The following is a 16,508-nucleotide window of genomic DNA, read 5'->3' as shown; positions in this document are numbered from 1 at the left end:
ACGCGACCCCACCGACCCACCCACCCATCGACGCGGGCAGACTCTGGGCCGGAGGAGCCGCCACCGCGCTCGTCGCGGCACTCATCGCGGCAGCCGGGATCGTGATCTGCCGTGCGATCTTCGCCATCCCGATCCTTGCACCGGAGGGCGACGGCGCCTGGGGAAACGCGAGCACCTTCTGGTACGCCGCCGGTGCCGCACTCGCGGCGCTGCTCGCCACGGCGCTCTTGCACGTGCTGATCCTGACCACCCCGCAACCGCAACGGTTCTTCGGCTGGGTGATCGGCCTCGCCACCGTGATCGCCGTCGTGCTGCCCTTCGTGCCGGACACCGGCCTCGACACGAAGATCGCCACCGCGATCATCAACCTCGTCATCGGTGTCGCGATCGGAACCCTCATACCCTCCGTCGCCCGCAGCGCCATCGCCGCGGCCCTCCACCGGCCTGGCGCTCAACCACCGACGGGCTCGGTCCGGTAGCCGCCGCATCTCCACCACAGGGAGGCCGAGGTCGTCAAAGCGCTCCAGCAGCTCACGTACTCGGGGCGTGCCGTCGCCACGTTCCGCCCCGATCCGGGCGCGGTCCGCGCCCACGCGTCCGAGGCGATCGAACTGGCGGAGCGTCGAGGCTGGTACCGCCTCCCCCGACTGGCGCAGTTCCACAGGTGAGCTGGCGCTCGCGGACTGGCAGCGCGGCGACGACGCGACCGCGGCGCATCACGCCCGGGTCGCGGTCGATGGCCGACCCGGGACGCGGACCCGCTCAGCGCCGCGGCAGCCGTGTGCATCTTCGACCTGACCGTCGGCGCGGCGGAAGCCGGCCTGGACCTTTGCACCGTGGCTGACGTCCAGGCGTTCGACGACCTCTGGACCTCGCGGACGAGGCCGGCCGGCCCGCAGCCACGACGCACTGCGCGAAGCGCTCCGGGTCGCCGAACAGGATCACCTGATGCGGTGGCTGCTGCATGCGGCCCCGTCGGTCCGGAACCTCCTCCTGAGCGGTCGCGGACGGTTCGGGCGCCACGAAGGCTTCGTCGCCGAGATTCTGGCCTTCGCGAGCAATCGGCCCTACCCGGACCGTGGCACCGGGCTGGTCCTCACGGGCAAGGAGCTCGCCGTGCTGCGTGACCTGCCCTCGATGCTGGCGCTGCGGGAGATCGCCGACGCGCACGTGGTGAGCTTCAACACGGTGAGGACCCACGTCCGGTCCGTGTATCGCAAGTTGGGCGTCGCGACCCGTCGCGAGGCCGTCGACCTGGCCCACAAGACGGGCCTGCTCTGACCGCAACTGCCGGCCGGTCGGGCCGGAACTGCGGCGGCTCCGCGCCCCGTCAGATCGTGCTCCGTCGACGCCGCAAGATCACGAGGAGCGCGCCCGCACCGACCAGCAGGAGCGCCGCACCGGCCAGCCGGACGGCGTCCGAACCGGTTGCCGGAATCTGTCGGTCGGGCGGGCCGGGCGCAGGCGGCGGGACCGGGTCGAACGAGTTCGTCACGGTGACCAGCGCCTGGCCCGGCGCCGTGGTGTCCGTCAACGGGACCACGACGCTGGTGCCGGTGGTGGTCACCGGCTCGATGCCGTCGATCTCGACTGTGATGGACGTCTCGTCCGCATCCCCCGTCACCGTCTCCGTCAGTTCACAGTCCGCTCCGACAGGCAGGTCCGGGTAGGAGGCGACCAGGTCGTCCGGGGCTTGCAGGACCCGATCCGGACCGCCGGGGATCTCGATGTCGGTCTCCACGCCGTCGACGAGCCAGGTGCAGGCGAGCGTCACCTCGAAAGAGCCGTCCGAGCCGCTCTCGGCCCAGTCGCCGTCGATCTCCTTGACCACCTCGAGCGACGTGAGGTCGAAGACGTTCGTCAGGGTCACGACCGCGATGACGGGCTCGGCGTCATCGCCCGCCGGGGGAACGGTGACCGTCCCCCCGTCCGGCTCGATGGCGGCGCTCGTCGCCCCGGCACTCGCCGTCTCGGTGACGACGCACTCGGCTCCGACGGGAAGATCCTCGTAGAGCACCTGCGTCCCCGGCACGATCTCGCGTTCCGCGCCACCCGGGATCTCGATCTCCTCGCCGTCGAACGTGCATGCCAGTGCGACCTCGAACGGCCCGGTTCCGTAGAGTTCCGCGCCGTCGCCGTCGAGCACCTTGTCGACACCGATCGCCCCGAGATCGAACGTGTTCGTGGCGACGATGCCCACGGCCGTCGGCGCACCGCCCGCGTCCACGGCGGGCACGATGACCTCCACGGTCGAGCCGTCCGTCTCGACCGGCTCCTCGCCGTCCTCGGTGACCGTCATCGAGGTGTCGGTGGCGTCGCCGTCGTCGGTCTCGGTGACCGTGCACTCGGCACCCACCGGCAGGCCGGCGACCCTGGTCGGCGTGCCCGGGGAGATCTCCCGCTCCGCACCACCCGGGATCGCGACCGGTTCACCCTCATAGGTGCACTCGATCGTGACCGAGAACGGACCGTCACCGTACGGGTCGGCGCCGTCGCCGTCGACCACCTTGTCCAGGACGATCGAGCCGACGTCGAAGGTGTTCGTCGCCGTCACCGTCACCGCGTCACCCGACCCGATCGTCACCTCGGCGGGCTCGACCACGCTCGAGGTCGCGCCGCCGTCGTCGGTCTCAGTCACTGCGCACACCGCACCGGTGGGCAGGTTCGCGATCTGCGCCTCGAGCGGTCCGGCGGCGCCGAGCACCACCGTGGAGTCGTAGACCACCCGAGGCTCGCCCGGGCCGTCGCCGTCGTCGTCGAAGGTGCACTGCACCGCAAGGGTGAACGGTCCCGCGCCGTAGGCTTCGGCGCCGTCGCCGTCGACGACCTTGAGGAGGTCGAGCCGGCCGACGTCGTAGACGTTGGTGAGCACCACGTCGTTGCCGGTCGTGCCGTCGTCGGCGTCGGTGACGAGCGTCAGGTCAGTCGACGGCCCATCGGTTGGCACCGGTTCGGCGTCCCCCTGGGTCACCACGATGGTGACCGCCGACGCGTTGCCGGTGCCGGTCTCCGTCACGGTGCACTCACTGCCGACCGGGAAACCGTCCAGCTGGACGGTCTCGCCGTCCTCGATCGGGAGGACCATCGGGTCGTCCGGCCCGTAGCCCTCGGCGTAGACGGGATCGCCGAGGAAGGTGCACTCGACGGTCACCTCGAACGGCCCGAACGGCACCGGCTCGCCGTTCTCGTCCACGGCGTCGGTGACGACGTCCTTCGAGATGTCGATGCCCGCGATCTCGTACCGGTTCACGGCCACGATGGTGGTCGGGTCATCCGGGTCCTCGCTGTCGATCGTCACGGTTCCGACGATCAGTTCGGTCTCGCCGTTGCTGCCGTCCTCGGTGATGGTGCACTCGGCCCCGTAGGGGAGGTTCGGCACTGTCACCGGCACGCCCGCGGTCACCGTGATGGGGATCGGGTCGAGCACGGTCTCGACCGGGGTGCCGATCGCGGAGGTGCACTGGACGAACAACAGCAGTGTCTCAGGGGCGTCGCCTGCGGCCGGTCCGATCACGAACTTGAGCACCGAGAGCGGTCCGGCCGCGGTTGCGACGCCGACCTTCGTGCCCTCGGTGGGCAGGAGCGGGAACTCGCTGCCACCGGCGGTCACCACGGCGGAAGCGGCCGTGGAGTTCCAGGCGATCGAGCGGTTGCCGGCCTCTGGAACCTCGGGCGGCGTCGTCGTCGTGAAGTCCAGCGCGATCAGGTCACCCGGGCTGAACGTCTCTTCCGGGAAGTCGATGACGAGCTGCACGGCGGTGATCGAATCCAGGAGAGCCTGATCGGGGTCCGCGGGCATTGGCGCCCAGCCCGTCGTCGGGTCCGCCGGGCAGGGCCGGTTGATCGGGTCGTTGATGTCATCCATGCAGTAGTCGTCGACCGTTGTGTAGTAGAGCGTCAGCTCCGCATCAGCCGGGCCGATGGCGAGCGTCGGCACCGAGCCCTCGGACAGCAGCGGCTCCCACTGCGAGCCACGCGGCGAGTCCGCGAACGAGCCCGTGTCGCCCGGGGTGGGTAGCCGGTCGTAGAGGACCACCCTGTTCATCGGCAGGTTGCCGACGTTGTCGACTTCGATCCGCCACGTCTCGTCGTGCCCGGGGATGATGACCGGGGTGCACGGATAGGCATAGAAGCCGTCCGTATCCGGCACGCACTCGACGTCCTGGTCCGGTGCGGCCGGGTCCACCATGACGTCGAGTTCGTCACCAGCGGTGGCCCGGACGTACTTCGACTGGGCGAGGACCGCCGCCGGCAGGGTCAGGACGTCGGAGTCGGCCTCACAGGCACCGGTGTCCGGGTTCAGCCGGCCCGCGCACGCATCCCACGGCCGGTCCCCGGTGACGCCGGCCGTGTTCTGGACCAGGGTGTTGGGCGGCACGTCGATGCGGAACTCCACCTGGACCGTGATGGTGTAGGTCTGGCCGACCTCGAGCACCGTGCCCTCAGGGAAGCTGAAGGTGAAGGCCTCGATGTTCCCGGTCTGCTCGACCGTCACCTCGTCCGGGTCGGTCGGCAGCGGATCCCCGTTCGCCGGATCCGGTGCGGCACCGGCGAGCGCGTAGGAGAAGGGTTCCTCGACTTCGGCGAGCACCAGCTGGCCACCGCCGGCATCCGTCGGCATCGGGTCGGTGACCACCAGCTCCGAGATCGGCCGGTTGCCCGAGTTCGTGATGGTGATATTGAACGGGAACGCGGTGGCGGGCGGCTGAGTGCTGCCGGACACGACGCCGTTGAAGTCCTTGACGATCGTGACCCCGTTGGTCGCGTGCACGTAAACGATCTGCGCTGCGGCCTCAGCGGAGTTCGAGACCGGGACCAGGTCGCCCGTGTCGGGGTCGACGACCAGGTCGGCGCCGGTGATCTCGCCCTGGACGGTGTTGCTCGTCACGCCCGGCGCGGTCTCGCCCGGCGCGGGCGGGTTGTCAGCAAGGTCCGGCAGCACCGGCCCCCCGGTGCGTAGCTCCTCGCGCCGCTCCACCGAGATCGGAACCTCCTGGAGCGGGTTCGCGGGATTCTCCCAGATCGAACCGTCGGTGCGGGTGAACGTGAGTCGGAGACCTTGGACCTCTTGCGGGTCGACGCCGTCCGGGAGCGCGAAGGTCGCGGACGGCTCGCCGTCGGTGCCCACCCAGCCACCGCCGTCGACCTCGACCCCGTCGGGACCCTCGGTGAATGTGCCGCCGACGTATGCCTCCACCAGGACCTGCTGGATCGGCGGCGTCAGCGTCGCGCCGTCGAACCCGACGAAGTCGTAGGCGTTCCAGAACTGCGGATCGTCGTCGGTGAGCACCATCTCCACGGCGCGTGAGGGTCCGACCGGTTGGCCCGTCAGCGTCATGGTGACCGGCCCAGTGCTCGGCTCCACGATCTGGGTCGGGTCGAACGACTTTCCGACGACGATATCGATCCCGGCCACCTGCAGCGGCATCTCCGCGTCGTCGTAGGCGAGGCGGACGTCGGTGTCGGTGCCCCCCGGGTCGTCGATCGTCGCGACCGCCCCGTTCGGTACCGGGTTGGCGTCGACGACGATGGTGCCCTCGTCCCCGTAGATCGGGACGCCGGTGTATCGGTCCGCCACCCGGAGCTGCAGGGTCAGGTCCATGCTCCCGGTCGCGCCCGGCATCACGAGCCCGTCGTACGCGACCTCGACGCCGACCACATCCACGAGGTCCGCCGCGGTGAGCGCCTCGGCCTCGGCCTCGTCGAACTGCTCCGTCGAACCGTCGGCGGCGGTGAGCGTGACTGTCGTGGACGTGGCCCCCTCGGGCGGCGTCAGCTCGATCCCGGTGAGGGTGAACACGTCGAACGGGGACGTGCCCTCGCCGGTCTGGACGTCGCCGGAGTCCGGTACCCCCGGCTCGACCAGCCGTAACTGGTCGACCTTGGCCGCGGACGCGTTCGTCCCGGCGATGCTCACGGTGGTCGACGGGTAGGCGCCCGCCGGCGTGTCCGGTGGCGGCACGGAGATGGGACCGCCGGTCCAGTCCTTGACGACCGTCACGTTGAGCGGCTGGTCGAGGATCAGCACGTCGTCATCGTCGACATCGGTGTAGTCGGTGCCGTCGAAGGTCCCGGTGCCGCGGGCGGTGTCGTTCACGAGCCCGGGGTCGGGCGTGTTGTAGATCGTGCCGTTCGTCGACCCGAGCACCGGGGCCGTCGGATCGCCGCGCCGGTAGTCACGAACCTCGAACGTGAGGTTCAGATGCCGTCCGTCGGCTTGCGTGGACCGGGCGACGCCGTCGCCGGGCTGTGGGGCGAGCGGGTCGGCCGTACCGCGGTTCTCCGACTCCGTGTAGGTGAGCCGCACCGAGGTGGCGTTCGCCTGCTCGTCGGCGGTGAGGGTGTAGCCGGGGAAGGACCCGTCGCACGGGCACGGGTCGCCGGACGCCGTGACCCAGGCACCGTCGATGAACAACTCGACGCTCTCGACGCGGTCGTACTGCATGAGCGGATCCACCGAGCCGTCGATCGGCTCGACCCGGACCAGGTCGAACGCGTCGTAGAACGAGTCGGCGATCGCGGTGGTCTCCGGGTCCGCAATGTCGGAGATGACCATCGGGTCGACCCCGGAGAAGCCGTTGGTGGACCAAGTGAGCTGCGCCGTGACCTGGTCGTCGGAGCGAGCCAGCACGGTGGCCGGGTCGGCGCCGAGGAACGTCTTGTCGATGAAGTCGAGGTCGCCCGTTCCATCGACTGGGAACGGGTCGATGGTCGCGCAGCCCTCGGCAGGCGGGGTCGGGTCGACCGTGCTGGAGGAGGCGCTCGAGGCCCCGCAGTTCGTCAGCACGTCGTCCTGGGTGGCCGGCCCGGTGAACTCGGCCACGAAGTTCGGCTGGAACTGGGTGCCGGGTGGGAAGCCGTCGCCTGTCGAGTCGTAGACGAACTGCACCCCCTGCGCATCGGCAGGCAGGTCACAACTGACGGTGGCCGGTCCCGTGAAGGGGCCGCACTCGGGGGCCGGGACCCACTCCGTACCGTTCCAGTAGTTGACGGTGAGCGTCGAGCCGGCAGGCACGTCGGTGCTGCGAACGGCGGTCGGGACGAAGTGGTCCCAGAAGTCGGTCGGGTTGCTCGGGTCGGTCGGATCGGAGATGACGACCTGGTCGGCGTTGGTGGTCGATCCGTCCGGTCCGAACGGCAGCAGTTGCGTCGGCAGTTGCACGATGACGCTCTGGCCGGGGATGGCGGGGATGGTCGACGGCGAGATCGCCTTGGTCGTGTCCGTGGCCAGCCGGTCGACGAGGGTGACGAGGTCGGCGGACGCCGTGGCGTCGGCGTTCGGGACCTCGGCCGCGATGGTGTTCGGGTGGGTGACGTCGTCGGGGACCTGGTCGGGGTCGGTGTCGGCGGTGAACGGGATCGTCGCGGACGCACCGCTGACGAGGTCGCCGGTGAACTCCACCGCGAAGCCCACGACGACGCAGTCGGGTGGTGGGTTCGGGAGCGTGTTGACTGTGGTGGTCTGCTCGCTGGGCGTCGTCCCGTCCGCGCAGGTGAAGGTCACGGTCGCGGCCGTCGCGCCGGTCGGCCAGGTGACCCCGGTGCCGTCACCGTCCGGGCCGAACCCCGTGAACGTCAGCGGGTCGTCGCCCTCGAACGGGCCCGCGGTGTCCGGGTCCGGTTCGGTGACGGTCATCGACGTCACCGCGGTGCCGGTGTTGGTCGCGCCGAGTGTGACCGTGGTCGGCTCGCCGGCGCTCACCGTGGCCGGGTCGAAACTCTTGCTCGCCTCGACCGAGTTGTTCGGGGGGGTGATGACGTAGGTGTCGGACGCCGTCGTCGGTGTCGACTCGTCGGCTCCGTGGGTCACGTAGGAGGACGTGTCATTCGTGACGGTGGTCGCCTCGGTTAGTTCGGTGACGGCGTCGCTCTGCTGCACGCCGACCGGGATCGTCGCGGTCGCGCCGGGCTGGATGTCACCGCTGAACGTGTACCGGACGCCCTGGACGTCACCCGGGTCGACGGTGTCGTCGAGCGGCAGCCACTGCGTTCCGTCCCAGTACTCCTGCGTGACGGTGTCCGCGTTCGGCGGCATGACGATATCGCCGGTGCCGGTGTACTCGAGGTAGGTGAACGGGTTGGGCGTTGCCGTCGGGTCGACCGGGTCCTGGATGACGAGGGTGTCCACGGGGTCGTTCGAGGTGTTCGTCGCGCCGAGTGTCATGGTCGCCGGTGTGCCCGGGGCAGCGAGGGCACCCTCGGGGTCGATCGCCTTCGTCGTCTCGGAGTCGAGGACGAGCGGGACGACAGGAACGATGTCATCGGATGCCGAGGCCTCTGCCGCGTTGTCGGCGACCACCGTCGCGGTGTTCGTGATCGGCACGCCGTCCTGGCTGAACGGCAGGTTCGGGTCCACCTGTGCGGTGATGAGGATCTGGACCTGGCCGCCGTTGTTGACGCTGTCCGCTGTGTAGGTGACCGTGTCCGAGTCCGTATCGGCGACGAGCTCGCCGCCCGTGGCGCCCGTTTGGCTCTGGATCGACGCGCTGACGAGTTCCAGCCCGTCGGGCAGCGGGTCGGTGAGCGTCGTCGGGACACAGGGGTCGGCGTTCGGGTCGGAGCAGGAGACGGTCACGAACCACTCGACGTTCTCACCGGGTTGATATGGGCCGGTGCTGATCTCGGTCTTCTGGATGCCCCACGTGGCCGCGAACGCGGGCAGCGCCGGTACGAGCGTGAACGGCACCACCAGCAGAGCGGCGACCAGCCCTCCCCAAGTGAGCCGGCGCCGGTGCCGACGACGTTCCGTTCTGGGTCGCAAAGTGTGTGTCCGGTCGGTCATGGCTCGACCCTCTCCCCCACGGTGTGGACGACGATGACCCGTGGCTCCCAAGGAACGAGGCTATCCACCTGGTCAACAAGTGGCGCGACGTCGGGCAACTCGCCGGGACTGCGCACCTCGACGACGAGGTCCTGCCCGAGCCAGGAGACGTCCTCGACGACGGCGTCGTCGATACCCGCCACCCACTCCTGCGCGGCCGCACCGGCCTGGCGCAGCCAGAGGTCGGCGAGCAGCGCCTGCACCGAGTTCGCCACCATCGGGATCGCGACCACCAGGACCGCAACGAGAGCCACCAGTGTCGTCGAGCGACGCCGTCGGGCTCCGGCCGCGCCGCGCGCCGCGCGCGCCTGCGCACCGTAGCCGACGGCGGAGAAGACCACGGTGGCCGCGACCACGAGCGCGACGGCGTTCGAACCGAAGAGGAGCAGCGCACCAGCGGCCAGGGCGGGTTGGCCGACGCCGAGGCAGACGCCCACCACGCCGGGCGGCGGGACCAGCGAGATCGCGATCGCGATGCCCGGGAGGATGTCGCCGAGGTCACGTCGGGTGAGCGCGATGGCACCCGCGAAGCCCGTCGCGAACGCGGCGGCGAGGTCCCCGATCCCGGGCGCCGTGCGACCGGTGACCTGCGAGTTCCCGGCAACGCCGGTCGTCGCGGGCAGCACCAGGGTCACGAGCAGGCCGAGAGCGACCACGACGAGCATCCCACCGAGGACGTAGCCCACCGACCGGAGGATCGCAGCGCGGTCCGCCACCACGATCCCGAGCCCGATCCCCAGGATCGGCGTGGACAGCGGCGCGATGATCATCGCGCCGATCACGGTGGCCGTCGAGTCGGTCACGACCCCGCAGACGGCGATCACTCCGGCCAGCACGAGCATCACCCAGAACGCCGAACGTTTGGCGCGGGTGTCGCCGGCATCCAGGTCGAGCCTGTCCGCGACGGCGGCCCACTCGCGTCGTTGCGACTGCGGCACCAACACGTCGGCGAGCCGGCGCGGGCGGCGTTCACCCGTGCCAACGGCCCGTGCACTCATCGTCTGCCCCTCGGACTCGGTCCGCGCGTGGGCGCACGGATTCAGCCGGTCGGATTTCAACGTATGAGCCACGTCCTGGGCCGACATCACCCGCGGTGGGTGAGCGCCGAATGAGGTCAATCTCGAGCGAGCGCTGCCATGGCCTCGGTCTCGAGGTCGAGATAGCTCTCTTCACCGACGTCGATCGCAACGCCGAGGATCTTGCCGCCCGTGAAGGCGAACGGAGCCTTGTACGAACGGCTGACGGAGTCGGCGCTGTCGAAGCCCACGCAGAGCCCGTCGCCGCAGAGCGTGAATTTTCCGACCTGCGCCCGCATCGGACCCTCGGCGACGACCTGATCGTCGACGTAGAGCCTGGTCGTGCCGACCGACTCCTTGTTCGGCCCGGCCTCCTCGCGGACGAACTCCATCCCGAGCGCGTGTGGGCCGGGCGTGAGCACGTCCGAGACGAAGGTCTGCTCCGGGGGGATCCCGAGGAAGTTGTAGACGTAGTGGAGCTTGTGATCGGAGATGAACAGGGCGTGCCCACCGAACCGGGAACCGTGCGCGAACATGATGCCCTCGGCGTCGGCGCTGATGTCGACGTCCGCGACGATCTTGTAGGACCGGCCTCGCACGTTCACTGCCACGCCCTCCGGTACCGCGCTGGTGCCGGGGTAGTACACGAACCTGGTCCGCGGCGGTTCGGACGTGGGGCGATCGAGAGTCAGTTGATCCATCGCGGTGCGGTCGTCCAGAGGGAGCGCGTTGTTCGCGTCTGCCTCCGCGAACCAGGACGCGACGAGTTCCTTGACCTTCGCCGGATACTCGTCGGCCAGGTTCTTCGACTCCGACCGGTCCTCGTCGACGTGGTAGAGCTCCCACTCGTCGTCCTCGAAGTGCCCCTTGCCGGTGATCGGAGCATGGGTGGCGGCGACCTTCCAGCCGTCCTCCCACAGCCCCCGGGTTCCGATCATGGAGTAGAACTGGCGCTTCTTCTGGGTCGGAGCGTCCGCGTCGTCGAAGGTGTAGCGCATGGACACACCAGCCAGCGGGGCCTGTGCCACACCCCGATACACGTGCGGCATCTCCAGCCCGGCCAGGTCGAGGATCGTCGGCACGATGTCGGTGACGTGGTGGTACTGATGCCGGATCTCGCCACGCGCCTTGATGCCCTTCGGCCAGTGGATCACGAGCGGGTCGCAGGTGCCGCCGGAGTACTGGCTGTACCGCTTGAACATCTGGAACGGGGTACTGAATGCGGCCGCCCAACCCGTCGGGTAGTGGTTGTAGGTCTCCGGGCCGCCGAGGTTGTCCAGCTGGGTCAGGTTCTCGGCGAGATCGTCCGGATAGTTGTTGAAGAACTTGTTCTCGTTCACCGATCCGTCCGGTGAACCCTCGCCGGATGCGCCGTTGTCGGCACAGTAGAAGACGATCGTGTTGTCGAGCTGACCCGTCTCCTCCAGGTAGTCGATGACGCGCCCCACCTGGGCGTCGGTGTACTCGCTGAAGCCGGCGAACACCTCCGCCATCCGGGCGAACAGCCGTTTCTCGTCATCGCTGAGCGAGTCCCACGGCTTGACGTAGTCGGCCGGGTTGGCCTGGTCCGCGCCGATCGGGTTGAACGGGGTCAGCTCGGTGCCCTCCGGCAGGACGCCCTTCTCCACCATCCGCGCCAGCACCCAGTCCCGGTAGGCGTCGTAGCCGTCGTCGAAAGCGCCCTTGTACTTGTCGATGTACTCCTGGGGAGCATGGTGCGGCGCGTGGTTGGCCCCGGGGCAGAACCACATGTACCAGGGCTTGGACGGGTTCGACGCCTGCTGGTCCCGGACCATCTTGATCGCTCGGTCGGCGAGGTCCTTGGAGAGGTGGTACCCCTCCTCCGGGGTGTACGGCTGCTCGATGTAGTGGTTGTCCTCGCACAGGTCCGGGTACCACTGGTTGGTCTCGCCGCCGAGGAAACCATAGAAGCGGTCGAAGCCGAGCTGGAGCGGCCACTGCCGGCGGCTGCCGCCGGCGGCGTTGTCCTGCTCTGGGACGTTGTGATCCTTGCCCAGCCAGAACGTGCTGTAGCCATTGTCCTGCAGGATGTGCCCGATCGTCGCGCAGTCCTCCGGGATGCGGCCCGAGTTCCCGGGGAATCCGTTGGTGGATTCCATCAGCGAGGCGATCCCGTTCCTGGTGTGGTTGCGCCCTGTCAGGAAGCAGGAACGCGTCGGCGAGCACAACGCCGTCGTGTGCCACTGGGTGTAGGTCAGACCGTTCTCGGCGAGCCGCTCCAGTGTCGGCATCGCGATCCGACCACCGTAGGGAGACCAGGACGCCATCCCGGTGTCGTCATAGAGCACCACGAGGACGTTCGGCGCCCCGTCGGTCGCCTTCGGCAACTCGTACGGGGACCAGTCCGGGACCGACTCCCTGACGTCGAGATTGATGACCCCATTGAACTCCTTGGCTGCCATGTCCGATGGCCTTCCTCTCCGCGACGAGTTGCTTCGCCGAACCATGGGCCGCCCGGATGTCGGCGCACGCATCGACCGGACGGCATCTGTCCCGCTCCATCGTGCGCGTCGACCCGAGCGGGATCGTCACCCCATCTGGATGAGCCGGTGACCACGGCCTCGGTGGCACGCTCGGCTCGCGCCCCGAGGAATTCGTCGACCTGTGGGAGGACCTCGAGCCGTTGCTGCGCAAGAATCAGGGCCGATTCGCGCACAATGACCCCTTCGTCTCAGCACTGCTCGACCGCGCACTTCGACCCTATGGCACCGAGGGAGGTATCACGTCGGTCAACATCCTCAGCCCTCGGGAGCTCCAACTGCTGGGCGATCTCCCTTCGCCGCTGTCGCTCAAGGACATCGCCGTCGCCCGCGGCATCAGCATCAACACCACAAGATCGACCGCTTCGTCAGCCGATGTAGGTCCAGTGCCACGGCTCCGCTGCCACCGTCTCGGTGAAACCGAAGTCGCCGGCATTCGCGCGCATCCAGCTCAGCTCCTCGAAGTCGAGGGTCAGGTCCACGCTGATACCCCAGCCGTGCTCGCTCTCGCCCGGCTTGGCCGCCGTCCCGCCTTCGTCGAGCGTGCCGAGCCGTTCGGCGAGCGCGACCTGTTCGTTATAGGTGCGGTAGGCGGAGTTGATCTCGAATTCGACGCCCGCGGCACGTGCCGAGGCACGGAGGTCCTCGAAGGCAGCCGCCGCGTCTGCCACCAGCAGGTAGGTGCCCTGGCCGCCGTCGATCGGGACGAGTGTGGCCGGGTCGAGCCGGCCGTTCTCCGCGTCCGTGGCCGACGGCGGAGCCTCGCCATCGGTCTGTGGCTGTCCGTCCTGCTGCTGCGCCGGTTCGCCGTCCACGAGCCCCTGCTCGTGCGCGGCGCCGTCCGCCTGGCCACTCGGTGCCGGGGTCGAGCGCCCGGCCAGGAGCGAATTCGCACCGGCAACCACCACGGCGAGCACCACGAGCCCGCCCAGTACGGCAAGGATCCGGTGTGGCACGCGCCGGCCCGAAGGCGACGACGCACGCCCCGAGGACGTTCGATGGCCGGATCGTGGTGCCACGACCGGTCGTCGGCCCCGAGCGGCCCGCTTGCGACCCTGCCGCTCACCCCGCCCGGAAGTTGGTGCGCGTGAGGATGCAGCGGGACGCGCCGCGGACTGCGCCCTGGCCGCGCTCGTGCGGCGGGCCGTGACCTGTTCGGCCGTCCGGCTCACCGCGCGCGTGGACCCGCCCGTGCCGGCCCGCGGCAACGGCACCACGTGCCCCGAGCCGGAGCGAGATCGAGCCCTCGGGCGAACCGGACGTGGCCCGGTCTGCGGGCCTGCGCCGTTCACCATGGCCACAGGCTACGCACGGTGAGGTCGGGCCGGCATCCGACCAGAGGTTGATCGAGTGGTGACCCAGGGGCTGACTCCCGCTTGACCTCCCGGGAGCCGACCGCCGTCGACGTGACGCTGCTGAGCCTCTCGCCGCGCCGTGGCGACGGACCGGGCAGGCCGGTGGTCCTGGGAATGATCCGGCCGCCCACCTCCTTGTCAGATACATGCGCCTACCTCCGCCAGCCGCCGCGATCTCCACCGACGAGGCGGCTGCGATCGACGAGCTGCTCGGCCGGATGCGGTGGTCCGCGGGTGGGATCGAACGGCTGCAGCTGATGCCCGGGCACTCGCGTCGGGTGCGCGGCGCGGGTGTCCGGTTCGTGTACGTGGTCACCGGCACCGCCGTGCTCCCCGGGCTGCCCGTCGAGGTCGCTGCCGGGTCCACGAGCACGACCACCGGGGATGTGCGGGTGCAACCAGGCGACTTCGTGCTCCTGCCCCGGGGCGGCGCCTACGAGGTGCGCACCGAACCGGCAGCCTCCGGCGCGAGCCTGGTCACCGGAACGCTGACACTGGCTGCCGCACCGTTCGAACGCATCACCGACCTGATGCCGGCGGTGCTGTTCAGTTGCGGGTTCCGACTCGCCGAACCGGCCTACGGCGGCCTGCTGGGCATGATCGACGCCGAGCTCGCACGGGCCCGCCCCGGTGGCCCGGCCGTGCTCGACCGGCTGATCGACCTGGTGGTCTCCGCGGCGCTACGGGCCTGGCTCGAGCGTGGTTGCGCGAGCGCGCAGACCTGGCTCACCCAGCTGCGCGACCCGCAGCTGCGCCGTGCCCTCGAGGCCATCCACGCCGAGCCAGGCTCGCCCTGGACGGTGACCGCACTGGCCCGGGTCGCGAACGCGTCTCGCTCCCAGTTCGCCGAACGCTTCCGGATCAGTGTGGGTGAGTCCCCGGCGCGCTACGTCACCGGCGTTCGGATGCGCAGGGCCGAGGAACTGCTGCTGGCCGACCGGCCCGTCAGCGAGATCGCGTTCGGACTCGGCTACGACTCCGACGAGGGCTTCAGTCGCGCGTTCCGCCGGCACAGCGGCAGCGCCCCGAGCGACTGGCGCCGCTCCCGACGTCGCGCTGCTAGCGACGCGGTGCTCACCTCGGCTTGACCGCTCGAAGCACCCGCCGCCGTCGGGCGTTCGTGCTCAGCTGGTGCGCACCCGGGAGAAGATGATGGTGCCGAGGGCCGCCGCGATGGACGCGGCCAGGAACACGGCGCGCACGTCGAGAGTGTCGAACAGCAGGCCACCGAACGCGGCACCGAGGGCGATCGAGGTCTGGAACGTGGTGACGGTGAGCGCTCCCCCGCTCTCCAGTCGGTCCGGTGCCACGTGGCCGAGCCAGGTCTGCACCATGGTGGGGACGGCACCGAAGCCGACCCCCCAGGCCGCGATCGCGACGATCGTGACCGGCAGGCTGGTGCCCGCGAGGGCGAGCGCCGCGGTGCCGGCGGCCACCATGATGGGCACGACCACGAGCAGTGGTCGCAGGTGCCGGTCGGCCAGCAGCCCGGCGAGCAGATTGCCGACGAAGCTTGCGACCCCGTAGCTCGCGAGGAGCACCGCGAGCAGACCGGTGGTGATGCCGCCCACCTCGTCGAGCATCGGACGCACGTAGGTGAATGCCGCGAAGTGCCCGGTCACCAGCAGCGCGAGCGCGGCGAACCCGACGGCGATGATCGGTGTGGAGAGCGTGGCCAGCAGCGGCCGGAGCCCGGAACGCTCACCGGCCTCGATCGGCGGGAGCGCGGTGAGCTGCAGGATCAGCGTCAGTGCGCCGGCGAGCGCGGCACCGAGGAACACCGCCTGCCAGCCGAGCTGCGCGCCGAGGTAGGCACCGATCGGCACGGCCGCGACCGTTGCCAGCGAGACACCGGTGTTCACGATCATCATCGCCCGGCCCAACCGCTGCGGCGGCACCAGCTGCGAGACGACGGCCAGCGACAGCGCCCAGAAGCCGGAGAGCGAGACTCCCAGGAGTGCTCGACCGAGGAGCATCAGGGGCAGGTTCGGCACCAACGCGACAAGCACGTTCGAGGCGATCGACAGACCCGTCAGGGCGATCATCACCCAGCGCCGGTCGATCGGGGGCAGGAGCGCCACGATCGCCGGTCCGGCGAGGATCCCGGCCACCGCTGTGGCGGTCACCAGCTGCCCGGCGACACCCTCGCTGACGCCGAGATCGGCCGCGATCGGGGTGAGCAGGCTGGCCGGGAGGAACTCGCTCGCGACGAGCGTGAAGATGCCGAGGCCGAGGGTGACCACGGCCCACCACGAGGCGGGGCGGGTGCTGCTCGGTGTGCTGGCCGCGGCGCTGCCGAGGGTGGTACCGGTGGACATGGTTCTCCTTTGCGACTGGGAGGCCCAGCCTCGCCGGTGGCCGCGGCGCGCACCCGACCGTTCCTCGCGGGCAGCCGACCGTTCGTCCGGGCTTGTGCACGGCGGTCGCGCTGCAGGCCTCGAACCTCGCCGAGCCCACGGAACGTGGCGTCCGGGCGTCAGCTACCGGCAGTCCGCGCCGGCGCCGACTCCGCAACCGGACCGAACGCGGCCCGCCTGGCCGCCCGGCGCAGCGTCGCCAGCACCGGGTACCCGGCCACCGTGATCCCCACGGCCGTGGTGATCGCCCGCCCCAGGTCCCAGGGCAGCGAGGTGGCCACGCTGTACAGCAGGAACCGGTGCAGGTTCTCCCCCACCGGCGCGCCCGCCACGAAGGAGATCTCGGTGCCGCTGCCGATCAGGAACGGCCAGAACGAGAGGTTCAACGCCGTCCCGAACAGCACGGCGGCCAGGGCTCCGTAGCCAGCCAGGAGCGCGATCTCCCACCGGCCCCGCAC

The 16,508-nt window shown here is 70.0% G+C and carries 8 protein-coding genes and 1 pseudogene; 3 read left to right on the top strand and 6 right to left on the bottom strand.

The annotated features are described in order from the left end of the window. On the top strand, window positions 1-479 hold a 479-nt coding region (locus HALOF300_RS27035), incomplete at its 5' end, for a DUF6069 family protein (protein WP_197522551.1). Window positions 480-948: 469 nt separating this feature from the next. Then, the gene (locus HALOF300_RS13910) at window positions 949-1,281 is read left to right on the top strand and encodes a LuxR C-terminal-related transcriptional regulator (protein ID WP_156741538.1); all 333 of its coding nucleotides are present in this window, start codon (window positions 949-951) and stop codon (window positions 1,279-1,281) included. Between the two features lie 49 nt (window positions 1,282-1,330). Here HALOF300_RS13910 and HALOF300_RS13905 read toward each other — a convergent pair whose 3' ends face one another. From HALOF300_RS13905 to HALOF300_RS27030, 4 genes are all read right to left on the bottom strand, one after another. Continuing rightward, the gene (locus HALOF300_RS13905; protein ID WP_156741537.1) at window positions 1,331-8,782 is read right to left on the bottom strand and encodes a DUF5979 domain-containing protein; all 7,452 of its coding nucleotides are present in this window, start codon (window positions 8,780-8,782) and stop codon (window positions 1,331-1,333) included. Further along, on the bottom strand, window positions 8,779-9,819 hold the full coding sequence (locus tag HALOF300_RS13900) for a DUF389 domain-containing protein (RefSeq protein WP_156741536.1): 1,041 nt from the start codon (window positions 9,817-9,819) through the stop codon (window positions 8,779-8,781). Before HALOF300_RS13900 ends, HALOF300_RS13905 begins: the two co-directional genes overlap by 4 nt. A gap of 116 nt (window positions 9,820-9,935) precedes the next feature. Next, complete coding sequence (locus tag HALOF300_RS13895) at window positions 9,936-12,260, bottom strand: arylsulfatase (RefSeq protein ID WP_197522550.1); 2,325 nt, start codon at window positions 12,258-12,260, stop codon at window positions 9,936-9,938. A gap of 446 nt (window positions 12,261-12,706) precedes the next feature. Continuing rightward, window positions 12,707-13,294: a M15 family metallopeptidase gene (locus HALOF300_RS27030; RefSeq protein ID WP_197522549.1), complete on the bottom strand. Its 588-nt coding sequence runs from the start codon at window positions 13,292-13,294 to the stop codon at window positions 12,707-12,709. A gap of 545 nt (window positions 13,295-13,839) precedes the next feature. Between HALOF300_RS27030 and HALOF300_RS13885 the strand changes: the two genes are divergently transcribed. Then, window positions 13,840-14,781 (top strand): helix-turn-helix domain-containing protein, encoded by a 942-nt coding sequence (locus HALOF300_RS13885; RefSeq protein ID WP_156741533.1) that lies wholly within the window; start codon window positions 13,840-13,842, stop codon window positions 14,779-14,781. Between the two features lie 36 nt (window positions 14,782-14,817). Here HALOF300_RS13885 and HALOF300_RS13880 read toward each other — a convergent pair whose 3' ends face one another. Beyond that, complete coding sequence (locus HALOF300_RS13880; RefSeq protein ID WP_156741532.1) at window positions 14,818-16,011, bottom strand: MFS transporter; 1,194 nt, start codon at window positions 16,009-16,011, stop codon at window positions 14,818-14,820. A gap of 158 nt (window positions 16,012-16,169) precedes the next feature. Beyond that, a pseudogene (locus HALOF300_RS27025) lies at window positions 16,170-16,508 on the bottom strand (ECF transporter S component); the annotation flags it as partial.

The organism is Occultella aeris (assembly GCF_902703175.1).
Lineage (GTDB): Bacteria > Actinomycetota > Actinomycetes > Actinomycetales > Beutenbergiaceae > Occultella > Occultella aeris.
This window is presented reverse-complemented; position numbering and strand designations above follow the sequence as displayed.